This is a genomic window from Micromonospora kangleipakensis, from assembly GCF_004217615.1.
GTDB classification, from domain to species: domain Bacteria; phylum Actinomycetota; class Actinomycetes; order Mycobacteriales; family Micromonosporaceae; genus Micromonospora; species Micromonospora kangleipakensis.
Genome location: NZ_SHLD01000001.1, coordinates 1057837 through 1075790 on the forward strand (window position 1 = coordinate 1057837; position 17954 = coordinate 1075790).

The window sequence follows — 17954 nt, forward strand, 5'->3', positions numbered from 1 at the left end:
ATGACCAAGCATTTCTTCGGCGACACCGCCGTCCTGCTGGGACGCTCCCTGCGCCACATCACGCGCAGCCTGGACACCATCATCACGACCACGATCATGCCCATTGCGTTCATGCTGCTGTTCGTCTACGTGTTCGGCGGCGCGATCAACTCCGGGTCGGATTCGTATGTGAGCTACCTGCTGCCCGGCATTCTGCTCATCACGATTGCTTCGGGCATCTCCTACACCGCATTCCGGCTCTTCCTGGATATGAAGAGCGGCATCTTCGAGCGATTCCAGTCCATGCCGATCGCCCGGTCGTCCGTACTGTGGGCGCACGTGCTGACCTCGCTGGTCGCCAATCTGATCTCGCTCGTGGTCGTCGTGGGCGTCGCCCTCCTCATCGGCTTCCGCTCGGGAGCGGGAGTGCTGGCGTGGCTCGCGGTCGCTGGCATCCTGATCCTGTTCACCCTGGCGTTGACGTGGCTCGCCGTCATCCCCGGTCTCACCGCGACGTCCGTGGACGGCGCGAGCGCCTTCTCCTACCCGCTCATCTTCCTGCCGTTCATCAGCTCGGCATTCGTGCCCACCGACACCATGCCCGGCCCCGTGCGCGCCTTCGCCGAGAACCAGCCGGTGACGTCCATCGTCAACGCGGTCCGCGACCTGTCCACACAGCAGCCGGTCGGCACCGACATCTGGATCGCCCTCGCCTGGTGTGTCGGCATCCTCATCGTCGCGTACATCTTTGCCATGGTCACTTACCGCCGGAAGATCTCCTAGACGAGTAATTCCTAAGTCGGTCCGGGGCTGCGAACGCAGCGAAGGGTGTTGATGATCCGTTTGTGACGACAGACATCAACACCCTTCTCACCGCACTGTACGTGAAGATCGACGACTGGCTGGGGCGGCCCCGCAGGTCCGGTCGGCCACCGAAGCTGTCAGACGCCGAACTGTTGACCCTCGCGGTGGCCCAGGTGCTGCTCGGGGTCCGGTCCGAGGCCCGCTGGCTGCGGTTCGTCCCCGCGCATCTGCCCGGAGCGTTTCCCTATCTGCCGGGCCAGTCCGGCTACAACAAGCGCCTACGAGCCGCCTTGCCGCTACTGAAGCGGGCGATCCGGGCGGTCGCTGCGGACACCGACCTGTGGACCGACTCCGCCTGGGTGGTCGACTCCACCCCGGTCGAGTGCGGCCGGTCCCGGCCCACCGCACGCCGCTCACGGTTAGCGGGATGGGCCAGCTACGGCTACTGCCCGTCCCACTCACGCTGGTTCTGGGGTCTGCGGCTACACCTGGTCTGCACCCCGGCCGGCCTGCCGGTCGCCTGGGCCCTGGCCAACCCGAAAGTCGACGAACGGCAGGTGTTGACCGCCGTCCTCGAACACGACCCGGACCTTTTGGCCGAACGCCCAGGCCTGCTGATCATCGCGGACAAGGGCTATGTGTCCGCCGAGCTGGACCGCTGGCTGGCCGAGCGCGGGGTGCGGCTGCTGCGACCCTCCTATCGCAACCGCACCCCACGCCCCGACGAGCACCTGCTCAAACCGATCCGGCAACTCATCGAATCGGTCAACGACACGCTCAAGGGCCAACTTGACCTCGAGCTACACGGCGGCCGCAGCATCGAAGGCGTCGCCGCCCGCGTCGCGCAACGACTCCTGGCCATGACCGCCGCCATCTGGCACAACCCCACCACCGGACAACCCCTGACCAGGTCCTTGATCGCCTACGACCACTGACCAGGATTAGGACTTACTCGTCTAGCCCTGCGCATTTGGTAGCGCCGGGATCGCAGGGTGCTCGCGTCGTTTGATGCCTTCTCGCTGCTTCCGGCCGACCGGTGATGGCCAGGAACGAATCAAGGCCTCTCCACGGAGGGGCCTTGACCTGCGGTTACCTCTGGTCGGGGTGGCCGGATTCGAACCGACGACCTCTTCGTCCCGAACTCGCGGCGGTTGATCCTGGTGCGGTTCCGCCCGAGGTCAAGCGGGCTGCACCAGTCGGAAGCGGTGGGGCGCGGCCGGCGTGAGTTGCTTTACTTCCGTGCAGTACAGCGACCAGGGCGAGACGCAGCTTCGACCCCCGCCGGGGGGAGCCTGGTCGGCGTTGTCGGCCAGTGTCAGCGGGTGTCGTTCCCTGTGGTCCTGCCTTCGGTGTCATGCCGGCTGTGACCATTGGAGTCGGTCGCGCAGCACAGCGTTCGCTGACTTTATGCTGACGCGGCACCTTCTGGTCCGTAGGTCACGGCGGCGCAGTCTCGTGCGGTGCCGTGCGACATCGGAAGGCACGGTTCGGACCCGTCGCGGCTCCTGCGGTCGCTCGCGTTGCTGTTACTTCTGTGCTGTACGTCGATCACTCCGGCCGCCTGCGGCCTAAGATGTTGCCTTGCGCGTTCACGGGGAGGCGACATGCCTGAAGACATCAATGCGGCAAGCCTGATCGCTCTGGCTGATCGCCTACGAGCCAAACCAGCGCAAAGCCATGAACGTCTCGAGCTGGTCACCAGCTGCGAAGGTTTGCCGTGGCTCGGCCGTGTCCCGGCTGCCACCGAGTCGTGCATCAAGATTCTCGCCCAGACTGACCCGAAGACCCGCTCAATGCCTTGCGAGCTCGGTATCTCCTCGATGGAGGTGCCCAGTGCCCTGACCACCTTCCGCCGTTGGTGGCCAAAGGCGGTCATCGCTATGGGCGATCCCGGGCAGCCCGATCCGCGGAAACCGTTGAAGCCCGGCATCGTGCAGTGGCGTTTCGACGGTGTCAACGCGTCGCCGGCGTTGAGCCCGCCGAGCACCGCTGGTTCTGCCGCTATCGCAGCTCACTTTGCCGGCCTGCCGTGGGCGCCACCGCCGATGATGTATGACGCGGCCGGTCCGCTTGCAGACATTGAGGCAGAGGACCTGCTGGCCAGCATGGTTCATCCGCCGCAGATGCCGGCAGGCCGATGGGATCGCCTGCCAGGCTTGTGGGAGCGCTACATCCAGGCGTGGTGCTGCCTGGGCCTGCTGCATCATCGACCGGAGCAACCGTGGCCGACATCGACCAGGCGACAAATGTTGATCGAGCTGGCCTACGGTGTCGAGGACTGGATTACCGAAGCCGCGCTCTATGCGCTAATCACCGCGGCTTGGGTGGACCCAGCATGCCGCTCAGACGTCGCCGGGTTGGTCGAGACCAGATACCTGATGATGCGTGAAGCGGCCGAGACCAGACCACTCACAATTGGCGTTTCCGTGGCGCAGCTGGTTTACATAACCCCAGGCATGCCAAACGAAACCCTTAACCATGCAGTGGATCTGACCGCTGCATCCCAGGAGTGGCCAGGCAATGGAAGCGTCTCGCTTGGCGGACCACCCGCGCCACCGCCGCGGCAAAGGTCGCTGTTGGACAGGCTTCGTCGCCGTTGACAGACCCAGGGCCGACCGAGCCCGAGCCCACGTGTACGGCTGGCTCACGAGGTGGGATCCGGCTGGCAGCGGAGCGCCAAGTCTTAAAAGCTGGTTCGGAGCTATGTTCACTGCAGCTCCCGACCTACGAGTGGGCCGCTAGGGACTCGAACCCTGAACCCCTCTGGTAGTCAGGTGATCATCCGCAATCGGGTGGAATCGGCCTGCTGACCGGCGCGAGGTCGCGCGCTGCCTTACAGCGTTTGATGGCCCTTGTCGGCGTCAATTGTGCCCGGCTTGTGCCAGATGATCTATCCAGTCCATCGCTCGCCGTCCAAGTACTGCTATCCACGCGGCCAGGAAATTCCGATGCACCCTGGTTCAATCGAGGACATGACTGACCTCCCCGATGGCACCGAGGGAACCGCGGAGATCGCGTTTGACGTGCCGGGATGGCCGCCAACCAAGAACGAGGCCACTTCGCTGCTGTCGGCGGGTCACAGCCACGCCGCGCGGGTCCGCGCGCTGTTGAACGCCGCCGGGCAAGCAGCGGCACGACTGGGGTGGTCCCCGTTGGCCTGCCAGATCGCGCTTGACCTGGTGGTACGCGGGCCTAATCAAGCACCCTCGGATGCGACGAACTACCTCGGCGGTGTTGGCGACGTGCTGCAAGTCAAGGCCACCGGCAACCTCGACTTGGCCCATCTGGGCGCCCTCAGGCAGGTGGCCCTCTATCTCGATGACCGCCAGGTCAGGCAGATCCGGTACACGGAGGAATGGGCCGAGCAGCCGTCTTACACAGTACGAATACATCCGTTAGCGGTCGGCGCGGCTCCCGGGCCGGCAGCCGGACAATGATCGAGTTCGGCACCCCATCCCCTCAACTGAACCGCCTACGTCTCGTTTACAAGGCGCTTTCGGCAAGACTTACAGCGTCCGCTGACGTCCACTGGGTCCGAGCCAGAGGCAAGATCCGTACGAACATGTCCGTCCTCGGCCCGCCACCGTTGGTGTCAGCGTTGATGTCAGACGTTGATCGACCTGCGTTGCCAACCAGTTCGGTTTGTGTATGGTCCGTCGAGTGATTTTCATGAGCGCCTGTTGCCGGCGAGACTTGCCGTGACGTCGATATCGCGATGGCCCGTGCTCGCACCGGCGGTCGCGGTCAGTCTGCTGGTGCTCGGCCTGGTGCTCAACGCCGCGACGATCATCTACGACCTTGCGCATTGGGGCGTGGTCTACTACGTGCCACCGGAGGTGGCCGCCAACCGGAATGGCCTTGCAGACCTCGGCGCCCAAGTCTTTGACCAACTGGCCACGGGGCTGTCCGTCCTAGCCGTGGCTGGCCTGCTCCTGTCGATAGCAGGGCTCGTGCGCGGCAGGACGTGGGCACATGTGACGACGTGCATCCTGACCGCCCCGTTCGCGCTTTGCTGCGGCCTGATGTTCATCAACGGCAGGGGCTCCTTCGCCGGGGACCCGGACGACCCGAACAACATCGCGCCTCGGCATACCTTCGCGCCAACCTGGGTCCTGATCAGCGACGCGCTGGCGCCACCCCTGCTCGTGGGCGCGGCGGTCATCGTCCTGATCCTGTTGTTTCTCCCCCCGGTCTATGGACGCTTCTACCCGTCCCGGCAGCAGCGCGACCCGCGAGGGTTCACTCATCGCGGATAGCCGAGGCGATGCGCGGGTCTTCCACCGCCGGCCGTCTTGCGGGAGGAGCTTGAGCTCTTCGTCCCGAACGCCGGTGCGGTGCATCGTCTGCTGCCATCGGTTGTCATCCCGTGCCTCTCAGCTCGGCTACCATCCCGCCTGCTGCCGTGACGTGTCGACCGCAGGCGGCACGTTCGGTGCTTCCTTGCTGCTTCCGAGAGTGGTCCAGAGAGCAGGCGCAGTCACCTGGCCCTGAACCTATGGATTGCCGGGAAGGGGGTCGCTCGCGGCTCCGTGCGCAGCTCATGAGCGGCTACTGGCTGGTTTGCGGCTCTAGCGGTCGCGTTCGTTGCTGTACTTCTGTGCTGTGCGGCGAAGAGTCCTGCGCCGCCTCCCGTTGGCAAGATGTGTATCCCTTCCGCCCTCACCAGTCGTCCGGGTACAAGTCCTCCTCCGGGTAGCCCGCCGAAACCAGCCGCCTGCGGACCCTCTCGACCTCCTGCGGCGGCGGGCGCCGCAGCGACGCGGCGGCAGCGGCGTCGTTGGCGATAACCACCGTCTCGCCGTCGATGAGCTCGGCAACGACGGCCGCCAGGTTCTCCTCGCACAGGCCAGCCTCAAGGACAGCCAGAAGTGGCAGGTAGTCCCTGGCCGGCAGTGAGGTGATCTCAACGACAATTGGGTAGGTATCGGTATTCGAATTGGGTGAGCACGAGTGCGGCGCGGACGATGTCGCCGACGCTTCGAGGGCTGGCGGTGGTATGGCGCAGGGCGTGCCATCGGCCGGTGAGCAGGGCGAAGCCGCGTTCGCCGAGGCCGCGCAGGGATCGCAGGAGCCGGTTATAGGTGCGGTTGTCGATGCCGAGGCGGCCGTCGTCGGCGGGTTGTTTGACCGGTGTGTGGATGCCTTGGCCCGCGCCCTCGTAGCCGGAGTCGGCGAGGGTGGGCAGGTCCAGTTGGGAGGCGGCCCAGTACAGCGCGCCGGTGATGTCATGGAGCTGGGCGCAGGTGAAATCGTGCAGGTGGCCGGGTGCCGCGTCGGAGGTCCAGATCGGGAGCCCGTCCGGGCGCATGATCGCTTGGATGTTGGCGCCGAAGTCGCGGTGCTTGCCGGAGTACCAGGCGTCGATCGGTTCGCCTTTGACGCTGGTGGTGGTCTCCGTGAGGCGGTCGGTGTCGAACAGTTTTCCGTCGAGGATCACGTGGGACCAGCCCTCGTCGGCGACCCGGGTCAGGGCGGTGTGTAGGTCCGGAGCCTGGGCGGATAGGACCGTGATGGCTTCGGCGATGTAGCGGTAGGTGGTGGCCCTCGATACGGCGAACCCGGCGCCGAGCAGGGGCTTGTCCTCGCCTTTGCGGAACCAGACCAGCACCATCAGCGCTTGGCGGAAGCAGGTCAATGCCCTGGTGCCGGTGCCGGTGCCGGTGCGGGTGCCGCGGGCTCGGCGCTCGGCGGCCAGTAGGCGGGCGAGGTAGTGCACGAGTTCCCTGGGTACGTCGAGCATGGCACGATAGGCGATCACGTGGAGTCCTGACTGGTGAAGTAGATCTTGGCAGACCTCTTCTACCGAGGGCTCCACGCCCAGGTCCAGCACCGTCCACTATGGACGCTTGGTCCGTGTCGACCTATTTTCAGACGCCAGCTACGGCAGTGATACTTCACATCAGAGCCGGCCCACTCCGCGCGACATGAGGCGGTGCGCGATCCAGCGGGTCGCATTTGAAGGCCGGCCCTTGATCAGCCTGGGAACGGGCGCAGGGGTGACTTATCGCCTACGGACCACTTGTGACCGAACGGGTCCGTGAAGCCACCTTGACGGTGCGTCCCCCAGGGCACGCGGTGATCCTCGATTCCCGCTCCGGCGGTTGCGCCGGCGGCGAGCGCGCGCTCGATGACGGAGTCGGGATCATCGGCGAACACCTCGATGCGGGTGCTCGTGACGCCCGCCTGGCCGGGACTGATCTCCGTGGGGTTCTCGGGATTGACCTCGTGGAGAAAGAAGGGGGCGCCACTGATCTCAAGGCCGGCCACGCCACCAAGGTTCCACAACTCTGTCGCGTCCAGTGCGGTCTTGTACCAGGCAACCGCAGCCTCTGCGTCTGGAACGATCAGCATCACAGAGATCACTGATGGTGAAGCGGATACCGTGTCGCCGGACGGGCCGGAACGATCTTTCGGTTCCTCGGTCATGCCCACAGCGTGCCAGACATGACGAGCAGCGTCTCCTGGTCTGGCGACGGCCGATTCCACCAGCACCAACGGCCAGCAGACCACGAGGTGTGACCGCCGTCCAACCCCCTTGCTGAGATCACTTCAGTCCGCTCGGGTACGCCCTCTGCAAGACCTCTAGGACGGGCAGTAGGTACGGCGGCAGCATGACAGCCAGCATCCCAGGTGCGGCAACCGTCAGCCGGTGCAGCCTGGTTACGTCTCGACCTACTCATTACGAGTCGCTCCCACGACGCTGGCCTACCGCCTGAGCCTCATGCCAAAGGTGACGTCCGGGTCCGCGGTCGTCCGCTCGTGCTCGCCGGTTTGGCTGCTCGCTTGGCTGCTCGACGGCTGTACCGAACCGTTTAGGTGCCGGATCTTGCAGCAGTGGCTCGCTCCTGACGGTCGAGGTCGGCACGCATCGCATCCGTCAACTCCTGCTGCGCTTCGGCATACATGTCCAGTAGCGCACCACCATTGGCAAGGGTTTCTTCGAACATGCCGGCGACCACCTTCCGAAGGTTGTCCGCCCTTTCGATGACGACCGGGTCGGGGGCGCAAAGCCGAAGCCGTACAACATGCTCAATCAGCTCTACGAGCTTGGCATCAGCTGCCTGGCGGCTGTCTTGCGTGATCTCACCAGCGGCAAACTGGTGACGGATCTTGCTCTGAAGATCGAACGCCGACTCCAATGCGCGCAGGTAGGAAACGTACTCCTCGCGGCACCTCTGTGACTGCAAGCGCTGCTGTTCCGCCACGGACAACTCCCATGCCGACCTCCTCTGCTGGGCGGTGGCCCAGGCGGTGCCAGCGATGCCTGCGAGACCAACCACAGCCGTGGTGACTGATCCGATCCAGTCTATTGTCACGGCTCGAACTAACCAGATCGGCGAAAATATGACGGAAGATCTTGGTAATAGCGGTAATGGTCGGCATCGTACGAATCACCGCCGAAGTTCGCCCATCGTGGCCTCACCTCGAAGTAGTGCGGTATTCCCCTGCCCGGTAGAGAATTCAGCAGATCCGCAACTCGACTGGCCCCTTCTTCGCCCTTGCCATCTCTTCCTTGGTGGAGATAGTCCAAATACCACTCAAATACGGCAATTTTGTCGTTGTGGAAGATTCCGCGAGGACACGCGGCTGGGGTTCGGCTCCGCTTCCATGATTTGCGCCACACCTGCGAAACCCTGCTGCTGGAGTTCGGCGTCCCGCCGCACATCGTCCGAGAGATCGCGGGCCACTCCGCGCTGGACGTCACCATGATGATCTACGCACACACATCGTTGGAGGAGAAGTACCGCGCGCTGGCCCGGCTCGATGAGCGCATCGGCAAGGAGTCGTTGTCGTCAGACTGCCGTCAGCGCGGTGACGAAACGGACATCCGATGACACGTACGGATCTGCAAAGCAGAACGCCGACCGGCGTTTCCGCTGGTCGGCGCTGCTGTAGCCCGGCGAAAGGCTATGTGGCCAGGGGCGGGGTCGAACCGCCGACCTTCCGATTTTCAGTCGGACGCTCGTACCAACTGAGCTACCTGGCCGTGCTGCGGCTCATGCTACCCGGACGGCGGGTCGTCCGCCGGGAGGGTCACATGCTCCGATACGCAGAACGCCGCGCAACCTTCACGCGGCGTCAGCGCTTGCGGTCCTGACGGGACTTGAACCCGCGACCTCCGCCTTGACAGGGCGGCGAGCACTCCAACTGCTCCACAGGACCTAGCTCTGTTGCATCCGGCCGAAGCCGGACCGTGCCCCCAACGGGATTCGAACCCGTGCTACCGCCTTGAAAGGGCGGCGTCCTGGGCCGCTAGACGATGAGGGCGGCCCCGCCATCATTGCACATTCGCAACTTCAAGCGGACTTGCTCCCATCCGGCCCCGCCGGAGGCTTGGAAAGCATACGTGATGGCCGGCCGGTGGACCAAACCGGTATGGCAGGCGGCACACCTACGGGTAAAACGGCAGCTCACGGGCGGTGTCAGCGGAGCCGGGAGATCCCGTACCGGCGTTTCAGGTCGGGGATCAGGTGCTGGCAGGCGGCCAGCGTGGGTCGGCGGTCGCCGCCTCCGTCGTGCATCAGCACGATCGCGCCGGGGCGGACCGCGGACCCGACCCGCTTCGCGATCGTCTTCGCGGTCGGGTGGTCCCAGTCCTGCGGGTCGACGCTCCAGTGCAGCGAGCGCATCCCGAGCTTGCGGGCCACCGCCACCACCTCCGGGGTCCACCGGCCCCCCGGCTGCCGGTAGTACGGGACCCGGGCGTTCGGTACGGCCGCCTTGATCGCCTTGTCGGTGCGGACCAGGTCGGCCCGGATCTCCGCCACCGGTCGCCGCCCGAGGTTGATGTCGTGGCGCCAGCTGTGGTTGCAGAGCTGGTGCCCCTCCCGGGCGATTCGGGCCACCAGCTCCGGGTAGCGCTTCGCCCGGCTGCCGATCAGGCAGAACGTCGCGGTGACGTGGTCGGCCTTCAGTTGGTCGAGGAGCTGGGGTGTCCACCTCGGGTCCGGCCCGTCGTCGAAGGTCAGCGCCACCGCCTGGTCGCCGCTGGTCCGCTGCAGCCCGGCCGGGAGCGTGGTGGGCATCGGCCGCAGCCGAGGTTTCGGCGGGGTGGTGCGGCTGGGGCGCGGCGAGGCGGTCGGCTTCGGCGCCGGCGGGGTCGCGGCGGCCGAGGGCATCGGTCCGGCCTGGGACGGGTTGTGGGCGGGGTCGCCGCAACCGGCCAGGAACAGGACCAGGCTGAGGCCGAACGCCAGCACGGCGCGTGAACGCATGTGTCGCTCCCGAGAGGGGGTCGGGGTAGGCGGACGCCCCGACGGTACGGGACGCGGCCCGGGAGCGGGAGGGGCGGTCAGTCCGTTGTCGACTGGTTCAGGGAGTCGCGTACCGCGAGTGCCAGCGAGAGTGCCTCGCCCAGGTCGACCGGACGGACCACCCCGGCGGGCAGCGTGTCGGCCAGCCAGCCCGGGCCGGCGGCGAGCACCAGCAGCGGCCGGCGGGGCGCCGCGAGCAGGGCGGAGAGCTGGCCCGGGTCGGCGGTGGCCCGGGTGTGCGACCACACCGCGACGGCGGCGGGCCCGGTCCGGTTGACCGCTTCGACCAGCGCCGCCACCGGCACCCGGGCGCCGAGCATCCGGTAGCCCACCCCGGCCTCGGCCAGCGCGGCGGCCAGCGCCTCCAGCGGCAGGCTGTGCTGCTCCTCGTCGGCGCAGGAGAGCAGGATCCGGGCCGGCCCGCTGACCGGGTGCGCCCGGGCCGCCGCCGCGAACGCCTCCGAGACGCACCGGGACATCAGGTGCTCCACCTCGATCAGCCTGGCGGTGGCGGCGTGCCGTTCACCGATTCCGGCGAGGACCGGGCGGAGCAGCCCGTCCCAGGTGGCGACCACGCCGTCGGCGGCGAGGGCGTGCGCGATGGTCTCGCCGATGGCCACCGAGTCCAGCCGCATGGCGGCCCGGGCCAGGCCACGGGCGACCGGCCCGGCCCGGCCGACCGGGATGGTCATCCCACCGCCGTCCCGGGTGGCGCCCAGCCGGGCCGGCGGCCCGGCGACGTCGAAGTCGCTCTCCGCCGGCGCCTGGCGGGCCCAGCGGGCCGCGTCGGCCGGGGTCACCCCCTCCGCGGTGAGCCGGCGCATGATCTCCAGGCGCGCGAGGTCGGCCGGCGTGTAACGCCGGTGGTGTCCCGGTACGTGCTGGCTGGGACCGAGACCGTAGCGCTGGTGCCAGGTGCGGAGCGTGGTGACCGCGACGCCCAACCGGCGCGCGACGGCCCCCGCGCTCAGCGCCTCATCGGCCACCTGACCGCTCCGACGCCTCATCCGCCGGAACGCCGGACGGGATCGCGGCGGCGCCGGGGGTGCCCGGCTCAGGGTGCGCGGAGCGCCGCAGTCGGTTCACCACCCCGCCCAGCCAGGGTGCGTACGCGCGCGGGTCGACGTCGAGGTCGGCCTCCAGCTCGGCGGGGTCGACCCAGCGCAGCTCGGCCACCTCGTCGGGGTCGGGCAGGGTGGGCAGCTCGGCCGGCACGTCGGCGCGCAGGACGTGGTCGTACTCGAATTCGACGCGGCCGGTGGCCGGGTCCTCGGCGTAGTAGACGTACACCCCGATCTCGGTGAGGGCGACCGGCTCGACGCCCAGCTCCTCGCGGAGCCGGCGGTTGGCGGCCTCGACCAGCGACTGGCCGGGCAGCGGGTGGCCGCAGCAGGAGTTGGCCCAGCGCAGCGGGAACCGGGTCTTGATGGTGGCCCGGCGCTGGAGCAGTACCCGGCCGTCGGGGTCGACCAGCAGCACCGAGAAGGCGCGGTGCAGCCGACCGGGCGGCTGGTGGGCGGCGGCCACGGTGGTCTCCCCGAGCGGGCGCCCGGTGTCGTCGACCAGCTCGACCAGGTGCTCCTCCCGGGCGGTCATGACGTGGCCCCGGTGATGCGGCCGGCGGCGAGCTTGCCGGAGATGAGGACCATCGGCACGCCCACGCCGGGTTGGGTGCCGGAGCCGACGAAGACCACGTTGTCCAGCGTGCGGTGCAGGTTCGACGGGCGGAACGGGCCGGTCTGGAACAGGCTGTGCGCCGCGGCGAACGGGGTGCCGGCGGCCATCCCCTGCTCCTCCCACTCGGCGGGGGTGATGGTGCGCAGCACCTCGACGCCCTCGCCGAAGCCGACGTAGCCGCGCTCCTCGAGGGTGTCGATGAGCTGGTCGGTGTAGCGGCGGCTGAGGTCGCCGCGCCAGTCGAACGGGGCCCGCTGGAGGTTCGGCACGGGGGCGAGCACGTAGTAGGTGTGCCGGCCGGCCGGGGCGACCGCCGGGTCGGTCCGGCTCGGGTTCGTCACCAGCAGCGACGGGTCGGTCATCAGCTCGCCGCGCCGGATCACCTCGTCGAACGTGCCCTTCCAGGACCGTCCGAAGTGGATGTTGTGGTGGGCGATCTGGTCATAGCCCTGCTTGGAGCCCACGTGCAGCACGACGCAGGAGGGCGAGTAGGTGAGCTTCCGCGCCCGGGCCGGGGGGAGCAGGTCCCGGTAGGCGACCGGCAGGTCGGGGTTGAGCACCACCACGTCGGCCGGGACGAAGTCGCCGTCGGTGGTCACCACCCCGGTGGCCCGGCCGTGGGCGGTCTCCACCCGGCTCACCGTGGTGCCGTACCGGATCTGCACGCCGTGCTTCTCGGCCGCGCCGGCCATCGCGCGGGAGACCGCGTGGATGCCGCCGCGCGGGAAGCACACGCCGGCAACCGAGTCGAGGTACGCGATGACCGCGTAGATGGCCAGCGCGTCCTGCGGCGCCAGGCCGGCGTACATCGCCTGGAAGGAGAAGATCCGCTGGGTACGCGGGTCCTGGAAGAACTGGTTGATCTTCGTCTGGAGCCGCCGGAACGCCCCGCCGGCGACCAGCTTCAGCAGGTTGCCGGTGAGCAGGTCGGTCGGGGCGTCCAGGTTGCGCTCGATGAAGTCGTTCCGTTCCAGCTCCCAGAGCCGGCGCGCGTAGTCGACGAAGCGCAGGTAGCCGTCGGCCTCCCGGGCGCCGCAGACCCGCGCGATCTCGGCCGCCATCCGGGTGGTGTCGGTGATCACGTCCAGCGTCGAGCCGTCCGGGTAGTAGGCGCGGTAGGCCGGGTCGAGCGGGGTGAGGTCGAGCCAGTCGGAGAGTTCCTCGCCGACCGCGCCCAGCGCCTCGGCGATCAGGCCGGGCATGGTGAGCACGGTCGGGCCGGTGTCGAACTCGTATCCGTCGACGCTGAGCCGGCCGGCTCGGCCGCCGGGCACCGGCTCGCGTTCCAGGACGGTCACCTGCCGGCCGCTCCCGGCCAGGTGCAGCGCGCACGCCAGCCCGCCCAGGCCCGCGCCCACGACCACGACCCGGTCCGTACGTCCGTTCACGGTTCGCACGTGATCACCTCCCTCACAAAGTTGCCCATCATGCCCGCCGCGTGGTGGCGGCGGTGGCGAGGCCCGTCAGCGCGGTGCGCGCGGTCTCGTCGATCGACGCGGTGCCGAGCGCGGTCAGCGCCTCGGCCACCCGGTCGGAGATCATCCGTTCGACCCGGGCGGCCGCCCGGGTGTCGGCGACCACCTCGGCCAGCCGGGCCACCTCGCGCGCCCCGGTGACCGAGCCGGCCCGGTCCAGCGCCCGGCGCTGGGTCGGGGTGGCGAGCTGCCGGGCCAGCATGAGCAGCGCGGTCGGCTTGCCGGTGCGCAGGTCGTCACCGGCCGGCTTGCCGGTGGCGGCCGGGTCGCCGTAGACGCCGAGCAGGTCGTCGCGGAGCTGGAACGCCTCGCCGACGGCCAGGCCGTAGCGGGTGTACGCGGCGATCAGCGGCGCGTCGGCGGCGACGCCGGCCAGGCAGGCGCCGAAGAGCAGCGGTTGCTGCACGGTGTAGCTGGCCGTCTTGTAGCGGGCCACCCGCAGCGCCCGGTCCACCGACCAGTTCGCCGCGTCGTTCTCGCCGAGGACGTCGAGGTACTGCCCGGCGACGGTCTCGATCCGCATCTGGTCGTAGCAGCGCCGGACGTCCAGCAGCCGGGTCGGCGGCACGGCGGCGTGCGCCAGCAGCCGGTCGGCCCAGACCATGCAGAGGTCGCCGATGAGCACGGCGACCGTCTCGCCGAACCGGTCCGGGTCGCCCACGTGGCCGGCCGCCCGGTGCCGGGCGGCGGCGGCCCGGTGCGCGGTGGGCAGGCCTCGTCGGGTGTCGGAGGCGTCCATCACGTCGTCGTGCACCAGCGCGAACGTGTGCAGCAGCTCCAGGGCGGCGAGCGCCGGCAGCACCGCCGGCAGCGGACCGTCCCCGCCGACCACCCCGCGCCAGCCCCAGTAGGCGAAGGTCGGGCGGACCCGCTTGCCGCCGGCCAGCACGCAATCGCGCGCCGTCTCGGCGAAACCACCCATGGCTGCGTCGATCTCGGTGAGCGAGTCGACCTCGGCGGCCAGGAACGCCGCCAGCGTGTCGTCGACCCCCTTGATCAGGTCCCTGGTGAACGCGGCCAGCACGCTGCGGACCGGATCGTCCGTCGCTCCCGGCTGTGCCGGTGCGACGCGGCGCACGCTAGCCGCAACTGCCTCGTTGGCCATGTCGGCGAGCGTACCCTAAGGTTACGAGTTGCGTCGATTGCTGCGTCGAACTTCGAGGAGGGCCGGTGGACACCGATCTCACCGCCGCCTATGCCCGCTGCCAGGAGCTGCACAGACGACACGGGCGTACCTACTATCTCGCCACCCGTCTGCTCCCCGCCTGGAAACGGCGGCATGTGCACGCCCTGTACGGATTCACGCGGTACGCCGACGAGATCGTCGACCGGACCGAGGAGCTGCCGCCCGCCGAGCGCGCCGCCCGGCTGGACGAGTGGTCGGCCCGCTTCGTCGCCGGGCTGTACGGCGAGCCGGTCGACGACCCGCTGCTCCCCGCCGTGTTGCACACCATCGCCGTCTTCGACCTGGACCGGGCCGACTTCGCGTCGTTTCTGAAGAGCATGGCGATGGACCTGACGGTCATGTCGTACCCGAGCTACGACGACCTGCTCGACTACATGGAGGGGTCGGCCGCCGTCATCGGCACCATGATGCTGCCGATCCTCGGCAGCTCCGACCTGGCGGCCGCCCGCGAACCGGCCCGGCAGCTCGGCTTAGCCTTTCAGCTCACCAACTTCATCCGGGACGTCGCCGAGGACCTGGACCGGGGCCGGACGTACCTGCCCGACGAGGACCTGGCCAAGTTCGACGTCACCCGCGACGACCTGCTCGCGGCGAAGGCGAAGGGCCGCACCACGCCGAGGATCCGGGAGCTGATCGAGTACGAGGTGACCCGTGCCCAGGCCCACTACGCGGCCGCCGCGCCGGGGATCACCCTCCTCGCCCCCGCCTCGCAGGCCTGCATGCGCACCGCGTACGCGCTCTACGGCGGGATCCTCGACGAGGTGGCCGCCCAGGGGTACGACGTCTTCGTGCGGCGCGCCCTCGTACCGCAGCGGCACCGGATGGCGGTGGCCGCGCGGGCCCTGCTCACCCCCACCGGCACGCCGGTGGTGATCCCCGGACCGGCCCGGACCCCGGTCGCCGTGCGCTGAACCGCGGTCAGCCGGAGTGAACGGTCAGAGGCAGGAGTGCAGGGCCTCGACCAGCTCGTCCACCCGGTCGTGCTCGGCCAGCCGGGCGGTCACGTAGGCGAAGGTGTAGCCGCGCTCGGGGTCGGCCCAGGCGCTGCTGCCACCGATCCCGCCCATGCCCCAGCTCCCGTCCGGCTCCCACTGCATGCCCAACGTCCAGTACGCCCGCCGGTCCAGCACCAGGTCCGGGCCGTCGTACTGGACCCGGGTCGCCTCGGCGACCAACTCCGGGCTGAACAGGCGTACCCCGTCCAGGGTGCCGCCGGCCAGCAGGCCCGCGTAGAGGCGGGCCAGGCCGGCGGCGGTGGCGTGCAGGTTCACCGCCGGCACCTCCGCGCCCCGCCAGAGCGGGCTGTTCACCACCGCGAGGTCCAGGCCGCCGGCCGGGTTGCCCAGCGCGCGGGCGCGCAGCGACCCCGGCTCGCCCAGCATCCGGGTCGGCCATCCCGGATCGCCGTACGACAGCTCCGCGCAGCGCCGCCGGTCCGCCGCGTCGAGGCCGAAGCCCAGGTCGAGGCCCCACGGCCCGGCGATCTCCTCGGCCAGGAACCGACCCACCGACCGGCCGTCCACCCGGCGGACCAGCTCGCCCACCAGGTGCCCGTACGTCCAGGCGTGCTCGCCCGCGACGGTGCCCGGCGCCCACTCCGGCTCGGCGGCGGCCAGGTCCGCGCAGAGCAGCGTCCAGTCGCCGATCGCCTCCCCCGGTCGGGGGACCGGGAACACCGGCAGCCCGGCGGTGTGGCTGAGCACCTGCCGGACCGTCGCCGGGGTGCGGAATCCCGGCCAGTGCGCCGCCACCGGGTCGTCCAGGTCTACCCGGCCCCGGTCGACCAGCATCAGCAGGCAGAGCGCGGCTACCGGCTTGCCGACCGAGTAGACGTTGACCAGGGTGTCCGGCCGCCATCCCGAACCGCCGAGCAGGTCGACCACCGGCGCGCCGTCGTACCAGACGGTCAGCGCCGCGCCGGTCTCCCGGCCGCTGACGAAGAGGTCCTGGAAGCAGTCCCGGACCGGGGCGAAGCGTGGGTGCATCCGGCCACGGTAGGGGGTCCGAGGTGTTACGGGCGCGGGAATTCCGGCGGGTGCGGTGGTCCGCCCTCCGCGGGTGCGGAATGCTGGCGGAATGGCGGAGCCGGAACTGGTGGACGTGGTCGTGGTCGGACTCGGGGTCGGCGGCGAGGAGGTGGCCGAACGACTCGCCGAGGCCGGTCTCGACGTCGTCGGGATCGAGCGGGACCTGGTCGGCGGGGAGTGCCCGTACTGGGGCTGCGTCCCGAGCAAGATGATGATCCGGGCGGCGAACGCGCTCGCCGAGGCGCGCCGGGTCAACGAGCTGGCCGGCGCGGCGCAGGTCCAGCCCGACTGGGCGCCGGTGGCGAAGCGGATCCGGGAGGAGGCCACCGACACCTGGGACGACAAGGTGGCGGTGGACCGCTTCGTCGGCAAGGGCGGCCGGTTCGTCCGGGGCAGTGGCCGGCTCGACGGGCCCGGCCGGGTCCGCATCGGCGACCAGGTGTTCCAGGCCCGGTACGGGGTGGTGCTCGGCACCGGCACCCGGCCCTCGATCCCGCCGATCGACGGGCTGGCGGACACACCGTACTGGACGAACCACCAGGCCATCGAGGTGGAGGAGCTGCCGGAGTCGCTCCTCATCCTGGGCGGTGGCGCGATCGGCCTGGAACTGGCCCAGGTCTTCGCCCGGTTCGGCGTGCGGGTGACCGTGGTCGAGGCGGCGGACCGGGTGCTCGCCGTCGAGGAGCCGGAGGCGTCGGAGGTGGCCGCGGCGGCGCTGCAAGCCGACGGGGTGATCATCGCCACCGGGGTGAAGGCGGAGCGGGTCAGCCACGACGGGCAGAGCTTCACCGTGCACGGGGGCGGCGGCGCGGAGTTCACCGCCGAGCGGCTGTTGGTGGTGACCGGCCGCAAGGCGCACCTGGACGAGCTGGGGTTGGAGACCGTCGACGTCGACGCGTCCCAGCGCTACCTGCCGGTGGACGAGCGGATGCACGCGGCCGACGGCATCTGGGCGGTCGGCGACCTGACGGGTGAGGGCGCGTTCACCCACATCGCCATGTACCAGGCGGCCATCGTCGTCGCCGACGTCCTCGACCACATGCGGCGTACCAAGGGCGGCCCGGACGCCAGCGGCACCGCGAGCGTCGTCGGCGGCGCGGCCGGGATGGCCAGCGCGGTCGGCGGCGCGATGAGCGCCGGCGGGGCGACCGCCGCGCCGGGCAGCGTCCCGCGCGCCGACTACCGGGCGCTGCCCCGGGTCACCTTCACCGACCCCGAGATCGGCGCGGTCGGGCTCACCGAGAAGCAGGCCCGCGAGCGCGGCATCAACCTCCAGGTCGGCTTCACCGAGCTGTCGTCCTCGGCCCGGGGCTGGATCCACAAGGCCGGCAACGAGGGCTTCATCAAGCTGATCGCCGACGCCGACCAGGGCGTGCTGATCGGCGCGACCTCGGCCGGCCCGGCCGGCGGCGAGGTGCTGTCGGCGCTGGTGGTGGCGGTGCACGCGGCGGTGCCGCTGAGCCAGCTCCGGCACATGATCTACGCGTACCCGACCTTCCACCGCGCCATCGAGGACGCCCTCCGCCAGTTGAAGTGACTCGCCGCCGCTTCC

At 69.5% G+C, this 17954-nt stretch carries 18 protein-coding genes and 3 tRNA genes; 8 read left to right on the forward strand and 13 right to left on the reverse strand.

All coding sequences use genetic code 11. The features are described from left to right. The 5 genes from EV384_RS05095 to EV384_RS05115 all read left to right on the forward strand — a co-directional run bounded on the left by EV384_RS05095 (position 1) and on the right by EV384_RS05115 (position 5039). Positions 1-762, forward strand: a complete 762-nt coding sequence (locus EV384_RS05095; RefSeq protein ID WP_130330596.1) for an ABC transporter permease — start codon at positions 1-3, stop codon at positions 760-762. A gap of 62 nt (positions 763-824) precedes the next feature. Next, on the forward strand, positions 825-1718 hold the full coding sequence (locus tag EV384_RS05100) for an IS982 family transposase (RefSeq protein WP_130330598.1): 894 nt from the start codon (positions 825-827) through the stop codon (positions 1716-1718). A gap of 669 nt (positions 1719-2387) precedes the next feature. After that, positions 2388-3383, forward strand: coding sequence for a hypothetical protein (locus tag EV384_RS05105; RefSeq protein ID WP_130329442.1), 996 nt, complete (start codon positions 2388-2390; stop codon positions 3381-3383). Positions 3384-3755: 372 nt separating this feature from the next. Further along, positions 3756-4220 (forward strand): RusA family crossover junction endodeoxyribonuclease, encoded by a 465-nt coding sequence (locus tag EV384_RS05110; RefSeq protein WP_130330600.1) that lies wholly within the window; start codon positions 3756-3758, stop codon positions 4218-4220. Positions 4221-4505: 285 nt separating this feature from the next. Beyond that, the gene (locus EV384_RS05115; RefSeq protein WP_130330602.1) at positions 4506-5039 is read left to right on the forward strand and encodes a hypothetical protein; all 534 of its coding nucleotides are present in this window, start codon (positions 4506-4508) and stop codon (positions 5037-5039) included. A 403-nt stretch (positions 5040-5442) separates the two neighbouring features. Here the strand turns inward: EV384_RS05115 and EV384_RS37190 are convergent, their stop codons facing one another. The 4 genes from EV384_RS37190 to EV384_RS05135 form a co-directional block, all read right to left on the reverse strand. After that, entirely contained in the window at positions 5443-5781 is a 339-nt protein-coding gene (locus EV384_RS37190; protein WP_165440145.1) for a DUF3349 domain-containing protein, read from the reverse strand. Then, positions 5687-6613, reverse strand: coding sequence for a transposase family protein (locus EV384_RS05125; RefSeq protein ID WP_423202886.1), 927 nt, complete (start codon positions 6611-6613; stop codon positions 5687-5689). Before EV384_RS05125 ends, EV384_RS37190 begins: the two co-directional genes overlap by 95 nt. A 143-nt stretch (positions 6614-6756) precedes the next feature. Continuing rightward, positions 6757-7209, reverse strand: a complete 453-nt coding sequence (locus tag EV384_RS05130; protein ID WP_130330606.1) for a VOC family protein — start codon at positions 7207-7209, stop codon at positions 6757-6759. Between the two features lie 386 nt (positions 7210-7595). Beyond that, on the reverse strand, positions 7596-7988 hold the full coding sequence (locus EV384_RS05135; RefSeq protein WP_130330608.1) for a hypothetical protein: 393 nt from the start codon (positions 7986-7988) through the stop codon (positions 7596-7598). Positions 7989-8342: 354 nt separating this feature from the next. Here EV384_RS05135 and EV384_RS05140 point away from each other — a divergent pair, with 354 nt between their 5' ends. After that, positions 8343-8618, forward strand: coding sequence for a tyrosine-type recombinase/integrase (locus EV384_RS05140; protein WP_207232239.1), 276 nt, complete (start codon positions 8343-8345; stop codon positions 8616-8618). Between the two features lie 78 nt (positions 8619-8696). Here the strand turns inward: EV384_RS05140 and EV384_RS05145 are convergent. From EV384_RS05145 to EV384_RS05180, 8 genes are all read right to left on the reverse strand, one after another. Further along, positions 8697-8770 (reverse strand) — tRNA-Phe (locus EV384_RS05145). Positions 8771-8872: 102 nt separating this feature from the next. After that, positions 8873-8946: transfer RNA gene (locus tag EV384_RS05150), tRNA-Asp, on the reverse strand. A 32-nt stretch (positions 8947-8978) separates the two neighbouring features. Then, positions 8979-9051, reverse strand: a tRNA-Glu gene (locus EV384_RS05155). Between the two features lie 155 nt (positions 9052-9206). After that, a complete protein-coding gene (locus EV384_RS05160; RefSeq protein ID WP_130330612.1) occupies positions 9207-9998 on the reverse strand; it encodes a polysaccharide deacetylase family protein in 792 nt (263 codons plus the stop codon). Positions 9999-10075: 77 nt separating this feature from the next. Continuing rightward, positions 10076-11023, reverse strand: coding sequence for a MerR family transcriptional regulator (locus tag EV384_RS05165; protein WP_130330614.1), 948 nt, complete (start codon positions 11021-11023; stop codon positions 10076-10078). Continuing rightward, complete coding sequence (gene idi / locus EV384_RS05170) at positions 11013-11633, reverse strand: isopentenyl-diphosphate Delta-isomerase (protein ID WP_130330616.1); 621 nt, start codon at positions 11631-11633, stop codon at positions 11013-11015. Before idi ends, EV384_RS05165 begins: the two co-directional genes overlap by 11 nt. Continuing rightward, positions 11630-13111 (reverse strand): phytoene desaturase family protein, encoded by a 1482-nt coding sequence (gene crtI, locus EV384_RS05175; RefSeq protein ID WP_130330618.1) that lies wholly within the window; start codon positions 13109-13111, stop codon positions 11630-11632. Before crtI ends, idi begins: the two co-directional genes overlap by 4 nt. Before the next feature lie 28 nt (positions 13112-13139). Then, complete coding sequence (locus EV384_RS05180; RefSeq protein WP_130330620.1) at positions 13140-14294, reverse strand: polyprenyl synthetase family protein; 1155 nt, start codon at positions 14292-14294, stop codon at positions 13140-13142. A gap of 65 nt (positions 14295-14359) precedes the next feature. Between EV384_RS05180 and EV384_RS05185 the strand changes: the two genes are divergently transcribed. Beyond that, complete coding sequence (locus EV384_RS05185; protein ID WP_130330622.1) at positions 14360-15286, forward strand: phytoene/squalene synthase family protein; 927 nt, start codon at positions 14360-14362, stop codon at positions 15284-15286. A gap of 24 nt (positions 15287-15310) precedes the next feature. Here the strand turns inward: EV384_RS05185 and EV384_RS05190 are convergent, their stop codons facing one another. Further along, a complete protein-coding gene (locus EV384_RS05190) occupies positions 15311-16360 on the reverse strand; it encodes a serine hydrolase domain-containing protein (RefSeq protein WP_130330624.1) in 1050 nt (349 codons plus the stop codon). 91 nt (positions 16361-16451) lie between these two features. Here EV384_RS05190 and EV384_RS05195 point away from each other — a divergent pair, with 91 nt between their 5' ends. Then, positions 16452-17939 carry a dihydrolipoyl dehydrogenase family protein gene (locus tag EV384_RS05195; RefSeq protein WP_130330626.1) on the forward strand — a complete coding sequence of 496 codons (1488 nt, stop codon included), beginning with the start codon at positions 16452-16454 and terminating at the stop codon, positions 17937-17939. Positions 17940-17954: the final 15 nt, after the last annotated feature.

Coding starts and splice junctions, on each gene's coding strand:
- EV384_RS05190 (WP_130330624.1), bottom strand. CDS start 16,360: ATGCACCCACGCTTCGCCCCGGTCCGGGACTGCTTCCAGGACCTCTTC.
- EV384_RS05130 (WP_130330606.1), bottom strand. CDS start 7,209: ATGACCGAGGAACCGAAAGATCGTTCCGGCCCGTCCGGCGACACGGTA.
- EV384_RS05105 (WP_130329442.1), top strand. CDS start 2,388: ATGCCTGAAGACATCAATGCGGCAAGCCTGATCGCTCTGGCTGATCGC.
- EV384_RS05095 (WP_130330596.1), top strand. CDS start 1: ATGACCAAGCATTTCTTCGGCGACACCGCCGTCCTGCTGGGACGCTCC.
- EV384_RS05160 (WP_130330612.1), bottom strand. CDS start 9,998: ATGCGTTCACGCGCCGTGCTGGCGTTCGGCCTCAGCCTGGTCCTGTTC.
- EV384_RS05110 (WP_130330600.1), top strand. CDS start 3,756: ATGACTGACCTCCCCGATGGCACCGAGGGAACCGCGGAGATCGCGTTT.
- EV384_RS05195 (WP_130330626.1), top strand. CDS start 16,452: ATGGCGGAGCCGGAACTGGTGGACGTGGTCGTGGTCGGACTCGGGGTC.
- EV384_RS05180 (WP_130330620.1), bottom strand. CDS start 14,294: ATGGCCAACGAGGCAGTTGCGGCTAGCGTGCGCCGCGTCGCACCGGCA.
- idi (WP_130330616.1), bottom strand. CDS start 11,633: ATGACCGCCCGGGAGGAGCACCTGGTCGAGCTGGTCGACGACACCGGG.